This is a genomic window from Sporosarcina sp. Y1009 (assembly GCF_057669865.1).
In genome coordinates, this window is sequence record NZ_JBYHFO010000001.1 from 334,057 (window position 1) to 352,738 (window position 18,682).

Sequence of the window (18,682 nt, forward strand, 5' to 3'; positions counted from 1 at the left end):
GTTATAATTTATGAAATCTGTATTTGGATTTAAATCCAAAAAATCGCTTTCATTATATGACGAATCTTGAAGAAACTTTTTTACGCACATTTTTGTTGGAGAGGAATTCCATCAGGTATTTAAAATCCCTCGATTAATAATCAAGGGATTTTAGGTGTTTGCTATTAAATGTTATTAAACTTTAAAATAGTTTCTCTTTAATAATCTTGGTTGTTCCATCAAACTGTCATACGAGACACTTGATTCGATCTTGCTGTTGTCAATAAGGTATAATTGGTCTTCGATTTCTTCGTGAACGGAATCTTCTTGATAAATCATTCCACAACTCAAACATTCAATAGATGGAATTGATGTAATTTCAATCGCTCTATTTCCTGTTGGTAATTCCCATGATGCATTTTGCACTAATGACAATATATCACCTGATTCACACCACGCACATTCCATTCCGATTCCCTCCATCTCGCTATTGATTTACATGTACTTTTTGTTGTGATAGCCATTTTTTCTCTATTAATTTATCCCTTTTTTCTCGGCCATCTTTGAGCGTCAAATGTTCAGGATCTGATTCATAGACTCTTCTACGATTATTACGTTCTAAGTTTTCTGGAGTTAAAGTTTTTTCTTGATCATTCATTAAAGCTGCAATCCCAACCGTACGAGGCGCGTCTTCAATTTTATATAGTTCATTGAAGTAATCATCTGCCCTGCCCGGAACATAATTTTGAGGTTCTGGATAGGAAGTGATGACGCCCTCAAAGTTTCGAAGGATTACTTTTTCCCCACCTTGGGAAATAACATAATTTGGTTGTACGGGAATTTTACCACCGCCTCCAGGTGCATCAACAACAAAAGTGGGTACAGCATAGCCAGATGTATGTCCGATTAGCCCCTCCATGATTTCAATTCCTTTTGAAATCGGAGCTCTAAAATGTCCAATTCCTTCAGATAAATCACATTGATAAATATAATACGGTCGAACACGGATTTTTACCAAATCATGCATGAGCTTCTTCATAATACTTACACTATCATTAATCCCCGCTAAAATTACAGCTTGGTTTCCTAGTGGAACACCTGCATCTACCAACATCTCGCATGCTCTTTTAGATTCCTCTGTAATTTCTACAGAAGTATTAAAATGGGTATTCAACCAGACAGGATGATACTTTTTCAATATATTACACAAGTTCTCCGTAATTCTTTGCGGAAAGACAACAGGTGCTCTTGTACCGATACGTATAATTTCAACATGTGGAATCTCGCGTAAATTCTTTAAGACATATTCTAATAACCTGTCATTAATGAGTAAGCCGTCTCCGCCTGAAATAAGGACATCACGAACTACAGGTGTTTCCTTAATATATTGAATGGCTTTATCAAGTTGTTTTTTTGGAACGCCCATACCTATTTGTCCAGAAAACCTTCGCCTAGTGCAGTAACGGCAATACATTGAGCATTGGTTTGTGACCAGGAACAAAACCCTATCTGGATAACGGTGAGTAAGTCCAGGAACTGGAGAATCCTCATCCTCATGAAGAGGATCTTCTAAATCATAATTTGTCTTGTTTATTTCAGCTGATATTGGAATCGATTGCATCCTAATGGGACATCGAGGATCATCAGGATTCATTAATGATGCATAATAGGGTGTTATATTCAATGGAATTGTCCTCGTTGATATTCTGACACCCTCTTCTTCATCAGGCGTCAGATTAACGACTTTTTTTAAGTCGTCGACAGTACGTATCGTATTCGTCAACTGCCAAATCCAATCATCCCACTTCTCTTCTGGTACATCCTTCCATAACTCCACTTCTTGCCAAGCTCTTTTGGGTTTATACAATTGATTTTGCATTCGATTGATCGACCTCCACTATTATTAATCTGTTATATCTGCTATTCCTATCGCCCAAATGGAAATTCCAATAATTTCTACCTGTGGAAAGTTGCAAATTCATAACTATTTCAATTCGTGAAGTACCATTAAAAATTTTAAGCTTCAGTGCTGGAATGCTCTTCTCGGTCTAATTAAATATCTTGATGACTGTATGTTTGCATTCGATTGACGTTTCGATTTCAGCTTGCTGCCTACTGGTTTTTTAGTCTACTAATCATCACACCTTTCAATAATATTCCGCTTACTACAAATAAACTAAAACTGTCATAAATATCTCATTGTTGCACGATTTATAATATGAGCAATTCGGACATAATCCCTTTTAATGAAAAAGTGGTTACCTGTAAACAACTTATATTCACAAGGCGCTACAAAGATATCATTCCACTTATGAATTTGATCACTGTATTCATCTTCAGTAGTATAGAGTATAGTAGCGCTACAACTCAGTCTTTCAGATGATTTATTAAATTTATAGTTTTCAATAGATGCAAAATCAGCTCTCATTACTGGTATAAAGTCTTTAAGTAAATCCATATCTTTAGTTACATCAGCTTCTATCCCACCCTTATTCGCTAATTCTTGAATAAACGGCTCATCTTCTAAACCAAGTAAGTCTGACGATATTTCATACATTGGTGGTTGAAAGGCTGCTAAAAATAAATGTTCAGGTTTTTGTTTTAATCTCTTACTAACTTCATAGGCTAATAAACTACCAAAACTATAACCTAAAATCATATACTTATCTTTCTCACTTATTTTAGACTTAATTTGTTTAACAACATCTTCAACTACCTCATCAACAGAGGACATCAATTTTTCGTCGAATCTTGATCCTCTACCTGATAACTCAATAGGCAATAGGTCAATATCCTTTTGTAAAAATGATCGTAATTTATAATAGATTGTGGCAGAAGCACCCGCGTAAGGTAAACATAAAAGTTTTATGTTTTTCAAGACCATCCTCCCTAATTGACTTCTCTAATAAATCCGATTCCATTTACATTTTTATTCACTGTTTCTGGATTTCCGCTATAATTTATACCCCCGATTCCATCAACCGTCGCATCTAAACTATTAGATGCATATACACTACTGATTCCAGCACCTTCTATTTTAACTTTCATATCCTTTACCTCCAGTTTCTTCCCTTGGATGATAGAAGAACCTTCTACGAGAATATTTGCTAATTCTGCATTTCCCGATAAAGTGATATTTCCCGCACCTAAAAGATCTAAATTGAATTCCTTTACATTTTCACTTCTAATTTCACCACTGATTCCCGATTCAAATACTCCCTCAAACTTTTCAATAGAATCTACAAGGATATCCAAATTAAAATTACCTTGATCGACATAGATTGAATCTATCGGAACCCCAAACTTAATAACCAGATTTCCTTTAGTATCTAGATTCCTTTTATCACTGCTAATCGTAATCTTTTTTTCACCTTCATCCACGGATACAGAAATAAATTTTGCATCAGTTCCAGTTACTTTGTACAATTCACCAAGGTCTTTATCAAACACGATATCTCCTACTAGTTTGGACTTCTTATTTTTCACCTTGTTTATTGAAACAGAGTAACTCCCCATATTTTCTGTTACCTCCATATCTACCTTAGGAATAGCATCAACATTAGAACATGCTGTTAACAAAACAGTAATAATAATCATCATAATTAATAGGCTATTTTTATATTCTTTCATGGTTTCACACCTTTACTAGTTCATCACTTAATTTACAAAGCGAATAAAACTCTCCCTTTCTCTGTAATAATTCATTGATATTCCCCATTTCACAAATCCTTCCGTCTTTCAACATGATTATACAGTCATAATTCGCAAGTAATTCTTCATCTATTTTATGCGTGATAGCAATCCTCGTCATATCCATTAGATTGCTTAGGGAATTCTCCAATTCCCTAGTTGTCTTTAGGTCTAAAGCAGAAGTAGCCTCGTCCATAAGCAATATCGGTGGCTCTTTAAGTAATGCCCTTGCAATTGAGATTCTTTGTCTTTCACCACCTGATAATTCTACGCCCCCCTCTCCACATAGCGCCTTTATTCCACCTCTTTCTCTAAGGAAAGAATCCATACTAGCGTTCTTTATCGCAAGTTTTAGTTGATCTTCTGGCCACTCTTTGTAAAGCTTAATATTTTCCTCAATGCTATCATCAAATACAAATGTATCTTGTTGAACAATACTATATAGCTGTGTCAATGCTTTTTCATCAACATCCCGTATTTCAACATCGTCAATATAGATATTTCCTTCAAAGGAATCATAATTGCCGGCTAGAATTTTAAGTAATGTAGACTTTCCACTACCACTCAGACCTACAATGGCATATCTTTTCCCTTTTTCAAAAACTAAATTAATATCTTCCAATATATTTTGACCATCAGATGTAAACGAAAAACTTAAATTTTCCACCCGAATACGATCTTCTAATTGAGTTTTCTGGATTTTGAGACCAGAAGATGATTCTTTCCGCAATAAATCATTAGACTTCTCCAATAACTGTAAGCTGGCATTTCTTTTAGCTATAGATGAAACCACGTCATTGATAGGAGACGTTACATTGTTAAGAAGCTGTACAAATGCTAAAATCCCACCGATTGTCATTTGCCCCTGTATCGTTAACCATGCACCTGCAACAAAAAGGATTAATACAATAATAACCGTGCTATTTTGAGTTAATGACATGACAATGCCAAGTAATACATGATACTTTTTCTTAGCACTTTCCTGCTGTTCTACTTTTCCTTCAGATAAATTAAGTATCTCATCTTCAATATTAAAGCTTTTTATTACTGGGTAGCCAGTAAGAATATCCTTAATAAATGAAGTAAAGATACCATTATTTACTGCAACATTGTTTTGAGCAGTGACTAACTTCTTATTAAATATAGCCGAAACCATTAGGGGCAGTACACATGATAATAATACGCAAATAGCTAGTTTCCAGTTGATGTAAAACATAAGCGCTATACCGAAAACAATCATGACACTTTGTGAGATTAGTCGAATGGTCCCCCTAATATAATCTTGCTCTATAATGGTCATATCGTTATTAAGGATAGAAATATAGTTACCGGTTTTCTCTTTATTAAAATCTTTAATTCTCAAATTTAAAATCTTTTCGGTTACGACCTTTTTTAAATTCGTTAGTGCTTTTTTAGTAAATATATTTACGGTAATGATTTCCACCATATTTACTAAGATATTTACTAGAATATAGATGACAGAAATAACAATTAGGCTATATAATTCTTGAAGCCCTCCCCCAATACCTTTGTCAATAAATTGCTGCAAAATCAGGGCTACTCCTACGCTTAAAAGATAGGAGAATATAGAGAAAGATACTGCTAAAAAATACATCACTTTATTCTTTTCGTATAGATAATTATTTAGCTTTTTCTCTTTATTTTTAGGAGGTCTTACTGAATCTGTTTTTTTTCGACTCCCCTTAATCATTCGCCCCTATCCCTTCCATTAACTGATTTAGTAAATCCACTTCTTCATCTAAAAATTCTACAGTACTGACTTCTTCGATCATGTTTATTCTTTCTTTAGGCATATGATCAGAGTTTGCAAAATCATGAAGATCGTCAATTGCATTTAAAAAGTATTTTTCAAAACTCTCCATATCTTCTTGACTTATAAAATGGTGATCATAATAATTCGTAAATACGACCTTGTCCTTAATATATGCGCCATTAATTGTCAAAGGATGAAATAATCTATTCTTATCATCTATATCAAATTGATTAAATCGATTTGAAAATGTAATACCTTTAAGCGCATGATTTTCCAGTGAAGTTTCTCCCAAGAAGTTAAAGATTATATCTCCATTCAAAGTTAATGAGTCATCATTATTTAAATACTTTTGTATCCCATATGACATTCCCTGGTTAGGAACCTTTAAAAAGCTCCTTTTGACTTCCATTATTGCCTCATTAATATTTGAACTAGGTTTTAATACTATTGGATATATATTTGTGAACCAGCCAATGGTTCTATTAATATTAATGTTTTTATGGAGTTCTTCTCTCCCATGGGATTCCACCTCTAGTATATAGCTTGATACATTCTTCCACTTTTTGAGGGCTATGTTTAATGCTGTTATAAATAATTCGTCAGTTTCAATTCCAAATATCTTCTGATACTGCATGATCATTTGGGTACATTTCTCTTTAGATATCTTAAAACTTGATACACCTAACCTCTTTTTAGTAATGTCTTTTTGTGTTTTTGGCTTGAAAAATAATCTGTCTGAAAATTTCCCTTCATAGACAATATCGTTCCAGTGTTTTTCATCGTGGTGCATATAATGGCTTTGTCCATACTCCTTTAAGCTTTCCACCCACTCCGAGTATGAAGCTGTCTTTTTAGGTAATTCAACTTTTTTATTTGCAACTATCTGATTGTACGCTGTAAAGATATCCACCACTAATATTCTCCAGGAAACACCGTCTACAGCTAGATGATGTATACAAATCATCAAATAATCCTTTGTTTTAGTGTGAAATAATAGTGCATGAAGCAAAGGTCCATTTTGTATATCCATAGTACTTTGCTCATACTTCATAGCCTTTTCAAATTCTTCATTTGTGTCCTTCTCTATGAATACTTCTCTGAAGGCTATTAATTCTTCACTTTCATCAATGGATTTAATCCTTTGAGTAGGATCATATATAACTCTTAACATATCATGATGTTTTACTACATCATTTAATGCACGCTTTAAAATAGTTGCCTCTAAAGGAGAACTAATTTCTAACACTACGGATTGATTGAAATGATTTGGATTTTCCAAATCTAATTGAAGGAATCTACTCTGAATGGGTGATAAAGTAACTTCTCCAGTTAGTGGCTCCTGACTATATTCATCAAAATCTTTTTCAACAACATTTGAATTGTAAATATTCCCCACTGTTTGGTATTTCATAATATCTTTGATAGTAAGTCTATATCCTAATTCTCTAATTAGTGAAGATACTTGAATTGCTTTAATAGAATCTCCACCTAACTCAAAGAAACTATCATGCAGTCCAACTGATTCCACACCTAAAACTTCTTCAAAGGTTGATGCTATTATCTTTTCAATCTCTCCTGTTGGTGCAATAAATTCATCTTGCCTTCCAAATTCCATATCCGCTAAAGCATTTTTATCTGTTTTTCCGTTTGCAGTTAAAGGGATTTCATCTAGTTCCATAATATAGGGTGGTATCATGTATTCAGGTAGTTCAGTTCTTGCACCATCTTTTAATTTTGCTATATCTAGCTCATCTTTATCTTCCATCACCACATATGCTATAAGGACTTTTCCTCCCTCGTCTAGTTCTTTGGCAATTACTACTGATTCTTTTATTCCTACTTGTTTGTTAAATACTTCTTCTATTTCTTGTAATTCTACTCTGTAGCCTCTAATTTTAACTTGGTGATCAATTCTGCCTAAAAATTCTATATTCCCGTCTGGGAGCCATCTTACTAAATCTCCACTTTTATACATTTCCCCTTCACCAAAGGGATTGTCTACAAATTTTTCTTTTGTTAGTTCTTCCCTATTTAAATACCCTCTACTTACACCAGAGCCTGTTATACATAATTCCCCCGGAACTCCTACGCCACATAGCTTGTCCCCGTTCATAATATAAACCTGTGTCCCACTTATAGGTTTTCCTATTGGAATTATTTCGAAATCATTTGGGATCTCGTAAGTCGTTGTAAATGTTGTATTCTCTGTTGGACCATATCCGTTGATGATCTTTATTTCAGGATATAGGGATTTAAACTTTTTAATATGATTAGTAGACAGTTTTTCTCCACCTACTAACAGATTGTCTAGGTTTTCGAACATATCGCCTTTTATATCCAGCATTTGATTAAATAGGCTTGATGTCATCCATAGCGTATTTATTTTGTTCTCTTTTACTGATTTTGATAATTTGTTTACATCTGTTAGTGTCTCTTGAGTTTCTAAATATAATGTTCCGCCATTTAATAAACTACCAAAGAACTCAAACGTTGATGCGTCAAAGGCTATCGATCCCGTTTGTAAGATTCTAGTTTCTTCATTGAATGAAACAAAGTTGGTGTCTTTCACCAGTCTAATTATACTTTTATGCTCAATTAGACTTCCTTTTGGTTTTCCGCTCGTTCCTGAGGTATACATGACATATGCTAGGTTATTACCTGCTAAAGATATGTCTGGATTGGAGCTTTCATTTTTATAACTTTTATGATCTTTTAAATTAATTCTGGTTAAATTTATGTTGAAATCATATTCAAAATCTCCAAGTAAGGCAATTTTCGCACCAACATCTTCTACTATAAAATCTATACGCTCTTTCGGGTATGTGTGATCAATCGGAACATAACAGGCTCCCGCCTTTAAAATACCAACTATACCTACTAGTAATTCTAAGGATCGTTCTGCCAGGATGACAATTGGTTCTTCTTTCTTAACCCCAATTTCTAGTAATTGATGAGCCAAATCATTAGATTTCATATTTAATTCCTCGTAGCTCATCTCCTTATCTTCAAATACTAATGCAGTTTTACTCGGAAATTTAGCAGCCATTTCTTCAAAGATTTCCTTCACATTGACCTCATCATAATTTCTTTCAGAATCATTGAATACGTTATTAATCTTGTTAAATTCATTATTAATAAGTGAATCTAATTCTTCAATTTTTCGTTCCATACCCTCTGTTATTACGGAAAGTAATTTGATAAACCGATTCATCATTATTTCAATACTTTCACGTTTAAATAAATCTGTGTTATAGATACAATTCAGATTGTACTTCCCTTCTTTAAGGGACATTTCTATATCTATATCAAACTTCGCCAAAGGTTCGCCATGGAAAATCTCTTCAATTTTTATATTTTTAAACTCTAATTTAAATTCTGTAGCGTTTTGCAGTGTAAAAGATACATCGAATAATGGGTTTCTACTCGGATCTCTTCTATTGGCTACCACATCTACTAATTCTTCAAAAGGATATTCTTGGTTTTCATATGCCCCTATGCAATGTTCCTTTATCTCATCAAAAAAATCTTTAATCGTTTTTTCAGGATTTGGATTTCCTCTCATTGCTAATGTATTTACAAACATTCCTAAAGTCTTTTCTATATCCTTGTGAGTCCTTCCAAACATAGGACTCCCGATGACGATATCTTCTTGATGGCTATATTTATGAAAGGTAATCATAAGGCCTCCAAGTAGAACCATATAATCCGTCAAGTGATTCTCTTTTGCAAAACTTCTTACTTTGTTCGTGAATTCTTCTTGAAAATCAATCGTAATTCGATCACCGTTAAAAGTTTTAACTTTTGGTCTTGGAGCATCATAAGGTAAATATAAAGCTTCAGGTTTGGTTTTATAAATTTCGTGCCAATAGGCTTCTTGAGCATGCAAATCCCTCGAAATAAACCATTCACTGTAATCTTTATATTGAATTCCCTGTCTTTCTAACTCTCCACCATTGCACAGAGCTATAAATTCTTCCATAAATATATTTATACTAATTGCATCTGATACGATATGGTGAGTATCGAATAGTATATACCCATGTTTTTCCGATAATTTAACTAATCCTAATCTGACTAATGGGCTTTTATTTAATTCGAAAGGTTTTACAAATTCTTGCATAACCTTTTCCTTAGATATTTCTTTTTCCCAAATTTTTATATTAACGTCCACTGTCTGAGCTATTTCTTGTATATAGTTGCCTTCCTTAATATGAAAACTAGTTCTCAATACCTCATGTCGTTCTATTAAATCCGTAAATACCTTTGAAAAAAGTTTTGTATCAAAAATTCCTTTAACTTCTATTCCAAAAGGCATATTATATGATAATGATTCTGGACTCACCTTTTGCAATACATACATTCTCTTTGCTGAAGAAATCATTGGATAATTTGCTTCTTTTTCAGCAATAGGTATCGTATCGAAATACTCATCCTCAAGAGAATTCATATAGTCGGCTAAATCTTTTATAACTGGATGTTTGAATACATTTGTAATTTTTACATCCTTACCCGTCTCTTGTTTAATTAAATTAACAAGTTCCATGGCGAGAATACTGTGTCCGCCTAATTCGAAAAAGTTATCTGTTATCCCAATTCTATCTATGTTTAACAACTGCATATATATACGACAAAGTTTTTCTTCCGTAGATGTTGTTGGTGCAATAAATTCTTTTTCTCTCTCTTCTTCTATAGACAATAAAACTTTAGTGTCTACCTTTCCATTTCTCGTCATGGGAATAGTTTCTATGCTATGCCAAAAACTTGGTACCATATAGTCAGGGAGTATTTTTCTTATAGTGTTTTTAAACTCGTCCAAGCCATTTTCTAAAACTTCTTGTTTTAAAACCATAAAAGCATGAATTTTCTTTTCTTTATTTTCATATTCCTTTGCTACAATAGCTACATCTATAATTTCCTCTTGGTTTCTAAAGACAGATTCTATCTCACCTAATTCAATTCGATAACCCCTAATTTTTACTTGATCATCAATTCGACCAATGTATTCAATGTTTCCATCTGGGAGCCATTGGGCTAAATCTCCAGTTCTATAAAGTTTGCCTTCTCCAAAAGGATTGTCTATGAACTTTTCTTTCGTTAACTCAACTCTATTTAAATACCCCCTTCCCACACCTTCCCCTGCAATGCAAAGTTCACCTGGCATACTGATACCACAAAGATTCATGTCCTGCAAAATATAAATCTGTGTATTATAGGTGGGTTTCCCAATAGGCACTGATTTATAATTTCCTCTTTTTCCAGATGAAATCAAATAATCTGTCGCACAGACTGTAGATTCTGTGGGGCCATAAGCATTTACATAATCGATTCCTTGTCTCACATGTTTTAATATACGTGCACTAGATTCAGAACCAGCAGTTATAACTAAGCGAAGTGTATCTAATTCTGTTACTAGGAAATATTGAGGTGGTAACGTTGCCACTGTAACGCCCATATCCCTCACATAAGCACTAAATATATGGGGGTCTTCGATAATTTCTTCATCTGTCAGTACTAAAGTGCCCCCTTGGAATAATGCCATTGTAATTTCCCAAACCGCAGCATCAAAGGAAAGGTTTGCAAATTGCAAGATATTATCCTTATCATCTATTTCATACTGTTTGCGATGGTGTTTAGAAAGATTAACAACATTACGATGTTCAATCATGACTCCCTTAGGCTGTCCTGTAGTACCAGATGTATAAATGATATATGCTAAATCATTAGGGGCTACTTTATAATCAATAGTATCCATTACCTTCGAATAGATATTTTCATCATTTAAGTTTATTTGTTTTATTTTTGTATATTCAATCTTTTCACTGCAAAGAACTAGCTTAGGTTTACTATCTTCTAGCATGTATTCTATTCTGGCCCTCGGATATTTTGAGTCAATTGGTATATAAGCAGCGCCAGATTTTAAAACTCCAAGTATCCCTGCAATAATTTCTACACCTTTATTTCCAACAATAGCTACTAAATCATTGGATCTTATGCCATTACTTCTTAAAGTAAATGCTATCTGATTGGCCTTATTATTAAGCTCCCGATAAGTAAGCTTCTTATCTTTATAGGCAATCGCTATTTTATTTGGATAGTTGCGAACCTGTTTTTCAAATACCGAAACCATTGTTTCATCTCTCGAAATCTGATTAGGTATTTTATTAAACTCTACTAAGATCTTCTGTTGTTCCGAAGGTGGCAGTATATTTATATCAACAATGGATATCGATTTGCTATAGGCATCAATTAACTGCTTAGCTATATAGATTAATCGATTATGCATTCTTTCTATATCCTTTTGATCAAACAAAGAAATCCTATAATCATAATCTAGATTTAAAGCATTTTCATTTGACCTATCACTTACATGAACGGTTAATGGGTTATATTGATGACTACTATTTAACCATTCTATATTGTCTAAGACAGATGTTAGTTCAGAATCATAATTCGCATTCTGATAGGAGTATCCAATTTCCAACAGATTTAAATCTTTTTTCAACTGTCCATTCATATAATTATTAATCTCGCTATAGGAATACGCGGAGTGTTTAAGTACACTCGTTTGTTTATGTTGAATCGTCATCAGAAACTCTTTGACACTCATACCTTTATTAATCGTAACTAATAGGGGTAATATATGAACAAATTCTCCAAATATCTTTCTTTCCCTTCTCGTTCTACCTAGAATGGCTGCTCCTACAGAGATGGATTCAGTTTGTTTTTCATAGGATTTAAGTAAAACTAAGGAACTAAGAAATAAAACTGGTAATGATATGCCACAGTTTTGCGCTCCTTTTATGATGGATTTTGTTTCTTCTCTATCTAATGTAAAAGACTCTCTTTTACTCTCCAATTCTTCAACGGAAGAAACCTTAGGGTATTGATTAATTCCTTCATAATTTTCTAAAGCTTTATTCCAATACTCTTTATTTTTGTGACTTCTTTTAGCGTTCCTATCTTCTAGATCCTTTTTAATATATTCTTCAAAAGACCCGTCCGAATCATCTTCCACCTCAATATTAAGCATATAGTGACGTAGTTTTTTAGAAAAGATTTCTACTAAAGACCAAGCATCAGATATAGAATGATGCATAAAAAGACCAAAAGCCATCCTACCATTCGGTTTATGGAGTATATAGATATCGTACAGTTTGTCTCCTTTATTGAAATAACACTTTCGCATATGTGTTGCTTTAAATTCTTCGTATTCATTCCAAGATGATAGTCCTATTTGAGGAATATCATCATATTGAAAATCATCAAATTTTTGGTGCAAAATACTATCCTTTTCGATATATCTTATCTGAAATGCATCTAGATCTTTGATAACATGATTTAATCCTTCATTTATTTCTTTATAAGAATACCGTGACTTAAAATCTGCGACAATTCCCAAGGTATTGATACTAGTGTTCTCAAATATATTTTCAATATCTATCATTTGCTGTTGATTTTCAGTCAATTTATGCATTTTACACCTCATATTCTATACTCTTTTCAATCCCATATCCTTCAAGTATTACTTTATCCATAGCATCTAACACTTGTCGTTCTCTATTTTCAAAGCCTGTTGCTACTAGTACTACACCATCATCTGTAAATTGACATCTCACATTTATGGGTAGCTTACTAGATAAACCAATTGTCTCCTTGATAGTATTCTCTAAAATACTTTCTGCCATAATTCCTGAATCATCACCATAACTAGTCACAGCATTTATGCTAGGTATTTTACTCCCATTCTCTCTTAGCAATTCGATTTGTTCTTTAGTTAAATCTTTTATTCCTAAGCTTGATGCTGGTGAATCAGCAAGTATTTCACTTATCTTCACGTATCTGTTTATATCATTAAGATCTATGGTGAATAATTTTGCTTCTTGGAAAAGCCCCAGTGTCCTCCTATTGGTAGAGTCTCTACCATGATGTAAAATAATAACTGGTATCTTGTTTATTGAACTCATATTTTCTTCTTGAAATAGTATCGTTTCAAGTAATGTAAGTGTCGCTAATAATTGATTACTCATGACCGTATTATTGACGATTCTTTCATCAAACTTCTTTTTAAATACAGTCATCATGCTTTTGTTCTCATAATATAAATCCATACTTTTAGCTGCATCAATAAATTCACTGAACGTAATATCCTTTGATTTTTCGTCTTTTATGGCATTTTTTATAATCTGTGAATATAAATGTGTGTCTTTTTTCTTATGAAGTATATCTGGTTCTTTTAATAATTGATTTATTCTACGTTCAAATATTGATGAAGAGGTCATATCCCATAATGCATGGTGTATAAAAATGTAAACAACATACTTGTTTTCAGCTACCTTTAGTAGACAAATCTTATTTAGTAAAGGTCCCTCTAATATGCTATTTATGTCTAATCCCATTTTTTCAACAATAGAATAGAGTTGAGCCTCTTTTTGGTTTTTGTTACTACTAATATCTATTACAGGAATCTTGTGATCCATTGATAATTCATTTTCAATTAATAGATCCTTTTTCTTTACATATTTCGTCCTCAAAACAGACTGTTCAGATATAATCCGTAGAATTGCCCTTTCAACTTCGTGGATTGTATATTCTCCTTCTACTATAAAGCGCCCACTGGAACCTCCACCAATCGTATCGTCTAGAAATACCTGTTGGGATAATGAGGGTTCATATTCCCCTACAATGTTTTCTTTAACTATAGATTCACCATAAGAATCCATATCTTCAAGAAAATCTTTATAAAGGGTTTTAGCATCTACTATTCCATTAGTTGAAAGTAATAAGTTTTTCTTTTCATATTTTAAAACATCATTTGTAATACTGATTAAGGATTTCAAATAATAGTCAGCCAAATTATCCATCATACCTTTGGAAAACCTGGACTCATTATATTCAATATAGAAACTTAGTTTATTAGCTTTATAAAAAGAATAAAATGCTATATTATCAACTAGGACATTTTTTTGAAAAATTTCCGGAAAATTATCTGAAAAACTATCTTCTAGTTCTAGTTTATTTAGCCCATGAAACAATACATTTGGTTGAGCGTTTTCAGTAAAACTGTGTTTTAAAGATAACCATCCATATCCAACACCATTGCTTGGAATGTTACCTAAATTCTGTTTGATCGCACTTAGTATTTCTACTATTTTTGTCCCATTAGAAGGTAAAACTATTGGATAGTTATATTCATAAGATCCAATCCCTTTATCTCTGTTTCTCTCTATATCTATAAAGGTTACTGACACATTTTCTTGATTTGTAAGCTTATTAGCCGCAATCGCAAAATTGGCTAATAGGACTTCATTGATATCCATCCCTAGGACACTTTCTGATAGATTAAGTAATACTGTTGCTTCTTTTTCAGGAATAGCAAATTCTGTCCTAGAAAAACCACCATTTTTTATATTTTCATCTGGTTTTAATCGACCATTTTCCACTTCGTTAGACGCTTGAGACCAATAATCCAATTGAGATGAATAATCAATTTCACCCAATGTCTTTATACTTTTTAAATAATAATTATCTTCTTTGAAATTTGTTTTGTTTTCACCTTTTTGTAGCAGTTCATAATTTCTTGTAATTTCCTTTGATAATAATTTTAGTGACCATGAATCCGCAACTAATTTATGTCCACAGAGTAAAATAAAATTCTTTGATTCAGTTTTTATATGAACAATCTCAAATAATAGTCCTGACATAGTGATTAAGGATTTTTGTACCCGCGTACAAACATTTATTAGTTGATTTTCAAGCTCATTTCCTTCTTCGTATCTGCACAAATCATATGTCGGAATTTCGAATTTAAGATTCTCCACAATATTTAATTCTTTATTTATATATCTTACTCTTAGCATCGGATGTGTTATTAACATCCCTTCTAAAACAGTAATCAGCGTTTCATCTAAATCTTCAATTTCTAAAAGCCTGATTTGGCAGAAGTTATTTTCATCTTTAAATTTAGTTGAAACATATTCATTTAAAAGAGGGTTCATTGGAACTCGAGTAAATTCCTCATCTTCATAGTTTTCTTCTTGTTCTTTATCCTTCAAAAACTTTGCTAATTCAATAACAGTCCCATTTTTCATAAAGCCTTTAATTGATATGTCATAATTCTGATTTCTTGAAAGAGTAGTAAACCTTATGGCTTTTATGGAATCTCCACCTAATTCAAAGAAATTGTCCTTGATTCCAACCTGTTCCATTCCTAAGATTTCTTCAAATAGCTTACAAAGATCCTCTTCAATAGTATTTCTTGGGGCAATATATTCGTCTTGTCTTTCATAACCAATATCAGGTAACGCATTTTTATTTATTTTCCCATTTACAGTTAAAGGAATCTCTTCTATTTCCATAATATAGGGCGGTATCATGTACTCAGGTAGTTCTTTTCTTGCCCCATCTTTTAATTTCCCTATATCTAGCTCTTCTGTCTTTTCCATCACCACATAAGCTAAAAGCGCTTTATCTCCTTCGTCTAGCTCTTTTGCGATTACAACTGAGTCTTTAATTCCTGCTTGTTTGTTTAAAACTTCCTCTATTTCTTGTAACTCTACTCGATAGCCTCTAATTTTAACCTGCTGATCGATTCTCCCTAAAAATTCTATATTCCCGCCTGGCAGCCATCTTACCAAGTCTCCACTTTTATACATTTTCCCTTCACCAAAGGGATTGTCGACAAATTTTTCACTTGTAAGTTCTTCACTATTTAAATAGCCTCTACTTACGCCAGAGCCTGTGACACATAATTCCCCTGGAATTCCTATGCCACAGATTTGGTCTCCTTGGAGGATATATACATTACGACCAACTATAGGTTTCCCTGCTGGTATAGTACCTTCTACTTTTTTAGGTACATGATAGAAAGCAGCGCATACCGTTTCTTCCGTTGAACCAAAGGTATTCCCGACGTTTGCATATTCTAATAAATTGTTAATATAACTATATTTGAGTGTATCTCCACCATTTAAATAGAGATTTACTGTTTTAGGCATTCTTCCTTGATTAAATTCCTTCAATAATAGAGTGGAGCAACTTATTAAACTAACTTTATGCTTGTCCATATAATCACAAGCTTTATTTATATCGTAGATTCTTTCTTCATTATAAAGAACTACTTTTCCACCCCTAATATGAGCTGGATAAACTTCTTCAACTATGGTGTCAAAGTTATATGCTGTGTGCTGGAGTGCTGTAGTATCCTCAGTGATATTAAATTCATCTGCAAAAGATCGTACATACGAGGTACAACCGGCGTGCTCTACCATGACGCTTTTTGGTTTCCCACTAGTTCCTGAAGTGGAAGTTAAATAGATTAAGTCCTCTTTTTCATTGATCTTTACTGGATTTTCTTCACTTTCCACATAGGTATCTTCGGAAAACAGATTTAAAAAAATATAGTCCCCCTCCGGCACCTCTACCCCCTTACCAAGAAGAATTACTTTTGGTGAATAATCTTCTAGGATAAAGTCTATTCGTTCTTTCGGGAAGCTTGTATCAATTGGTCCGTAGGCTCCACCGGATTTCATAATCCCATAGATACCAATCATCATTTCCATACTTCTTTCAGTGAGAAGAGCGACGATATCATTTCTGCCAACTCCTAATTCCCTCAATTTATGCGCTAGAGAATTGGCTTTGTTGTTTAATTCACGATAGCTAAGTTCTTCATCTTCATACACAAGAGCAATGTTTTCTGGTGTTTTAACAACTTGATTTTCAAAATGCTCTATTATGGTTTTGTCTGAATAGACCTGATCTAGAGATGTACTATGGTTAAACTGTTTTACTACCTGTTCCTTTTCTTTTTCATCCACTAAGTCTAAGCAGCCAATAGTCTTACCTGGGTTGTTTATCATTTCTAATAGTAAATAATCTAGTCTTTCTAATATAAGCTTGATCTCTACTTCCGAAAATTTGTCAGTGTCGTATAATATATCCAAAACTATATTCTCTTGTACATCTACGGCGATACAAATATCGTAATTTGTTTCCTCTCTTCCAGATTCTTCAATAACCTCAAAATCAAATGATGTATCCATCTCTGAATTTGAGATGTAATAGTTTTCAAAAACAAATAATGTATCAAAAAGTTGACCTTGGATAGCACTTTGTTTTTGTATCTCATTTAGGGCAAAATAGTCATACTCTTGGCTTTCTATGGCTTGTCTATCCATATCCTTTAATAGCTCTAATACTGTTGTGTCTTTAGTGCAACGTACGCGAACTGGATTCGTATTTATAAATAAACCAATTGCATTGTCAATATTTTTAACCCTTCCACTTCGCCCTGAAACAACTTTTCCAAATACAACATCATCACAGTTATTATATTTTTGTAACAATAGGCCCCATGCCGTTTCGATTATCCTATTTAGTGTCATATTATGGCTTCTAGCAAATTCTATAACCTTCTTGCTTCTTTCTAGAGCCATAGAATGAACTACACAGTTCCCCTCAGAGGGGGCTGGTTTATTTTCCAAGGGAATAAAACCAGCTACAGTATCATAATCAACTAACAGATTTCCCCAATATTCTTCAGCCTTTTTATGATCTTGAACTTGTAACCATTTAATAAAGTCACCATAAGATCCAACTTCTTCTTTTTCTACAAGAACTTTTTTCTTTAAATCACTATAAGTTACTCCATCAGTAAGAAATTCATAAAGCCTAAAAAAGTCACCTAAGATAATCGAATTACACCAACCATCTATAAGGATATGATGAGAGCTCCAGAGTATAATCCATTCATCACTACTCACTTCTATTAGGGTTACACGGAGTAAACTATCACTTTCTAAATTAAAACCTCTTTTAATATCTGCAGTTTTAATAGACATTATCAATTCATCTTTTTTATCTAAAGATAGATCTTTAATGTTTTCTTTTTGTACTTCGATCTCCCTATCTTTTAAGACTACTTGCCAAGGTTTCCCTGTGGACTTTGCTATAACTATAGCTGTTCTTAAGGTGTCATATTTTAAAGATAGCAGAGAGATAGCTTGTCTAATGTACGCCTCATTAATCTTTCCCTTTAAAGTAAATGCATTTTGAATAAAGTAACTAGAATTATCGCTATCTCTCAGTTTTTCAAATAGTATACCTTCTTGAAGTGGAGATAATTGATAGATGCTTTGTATATTCTTTTTACTATTCATCAACACTTTCCTTTCATGTCAAAGTGGGTTTTCACCAAAACATGTGCTTGACTATAAAGTTCCTGCTAAAGGATTTCCACTT

7 protein-coding genes are annotated in these 18,682 nt (G+C 33.1%); all 7 read right to left on the bottom strand.

Going from position 1 to position 18,682, the window contains the following annotated elements:
• Nucleotides 1-174: 174 nt before the first annotated feature.
• On the bottom strand, nt 175-447 hold the full coding sequence (locus AC25Y1_RS01695) for a YokU family protein (protein WP_488146198.1): 273 nt from the start codon (nt 445-447) through the stop codon (nt 175-177).
• A 19-nt stretch (nt 448-466) separates the two neighbouring features.
• Complete coding sequence (gene kamA / locus AC25Y1_RS01700; RefSeq protein ID WP_488146199.1) at nt 467-1,858, bottom strand: lysine 2,3-aminomutase; 1,392 nt, start codon at nt 1,856-1,858, stop codon at nt 467-469.
• A 306-nt stretch (nt 1,859-2,164) separates the two neighbouring features.
• Nucleotides 2,165-2,857: a thioesterase II family protein gene (locus AC25Y1_RS01705; RefSeq protein WP_488146200.1), complete on the bottom strand. Its 693-nt coding sequence runs from the start codon at nt 2,855-2,857 to the stop codon at nt 2,165-2,167.
• 11 nt (nt 2,858-2,868) lie between these two features.
• Nucleotides 2,869-3,609: a GIN domain-containing protein gene (locus AC25Y1_RS01710; RefSeq protein ID WP_488146201.1), complete on the bottom strand. Its 741-nt coding sequence runs from the start codon at nt 3,607-3,609 to the stop codon at nt 2,869-2,871.
• Nucleotides 3,610-3,613: 4 nt separating this feature from the next.
• A complete protein-coding gene (locus AC25Y1_RS01715; RefSeq protein WP_488146202.1) occupies nt 3,614-5,380 on the bottom strand; it encodes an ABC transporter ATP-binding protein in 1,767 nt (588 codons plus the stop codon).
• Complete coding sequence (locus AC25Y1_RS01720) at nt 5,373-12,917, bottom strand: amino acid adenylation domain-containing protein (protein ID WP_488146203.1); 7,545 nt, start codon at nt 12,915-12,917, stop codon at nt 5,373-5,375. Before AC25Y1_RS01720 ends, AC25Y1_RS01715 begins: the two co-directional genes overlap by 8 nt.
• Before the next feature lies 1 nt (nt 12,918).
• Entirely contained in the window at nt 12,919-18,600 is a 5,682-nt protein-coding gene (locus AC25Y1_RS01725) for an amino acid adenylation domain-containing protein (RefSeq protein ID WP_488146204.1), read from the bottom strand.
• Between the last annotated feature and the right edge of the window lie 82 nt (nt 18,601-18,682).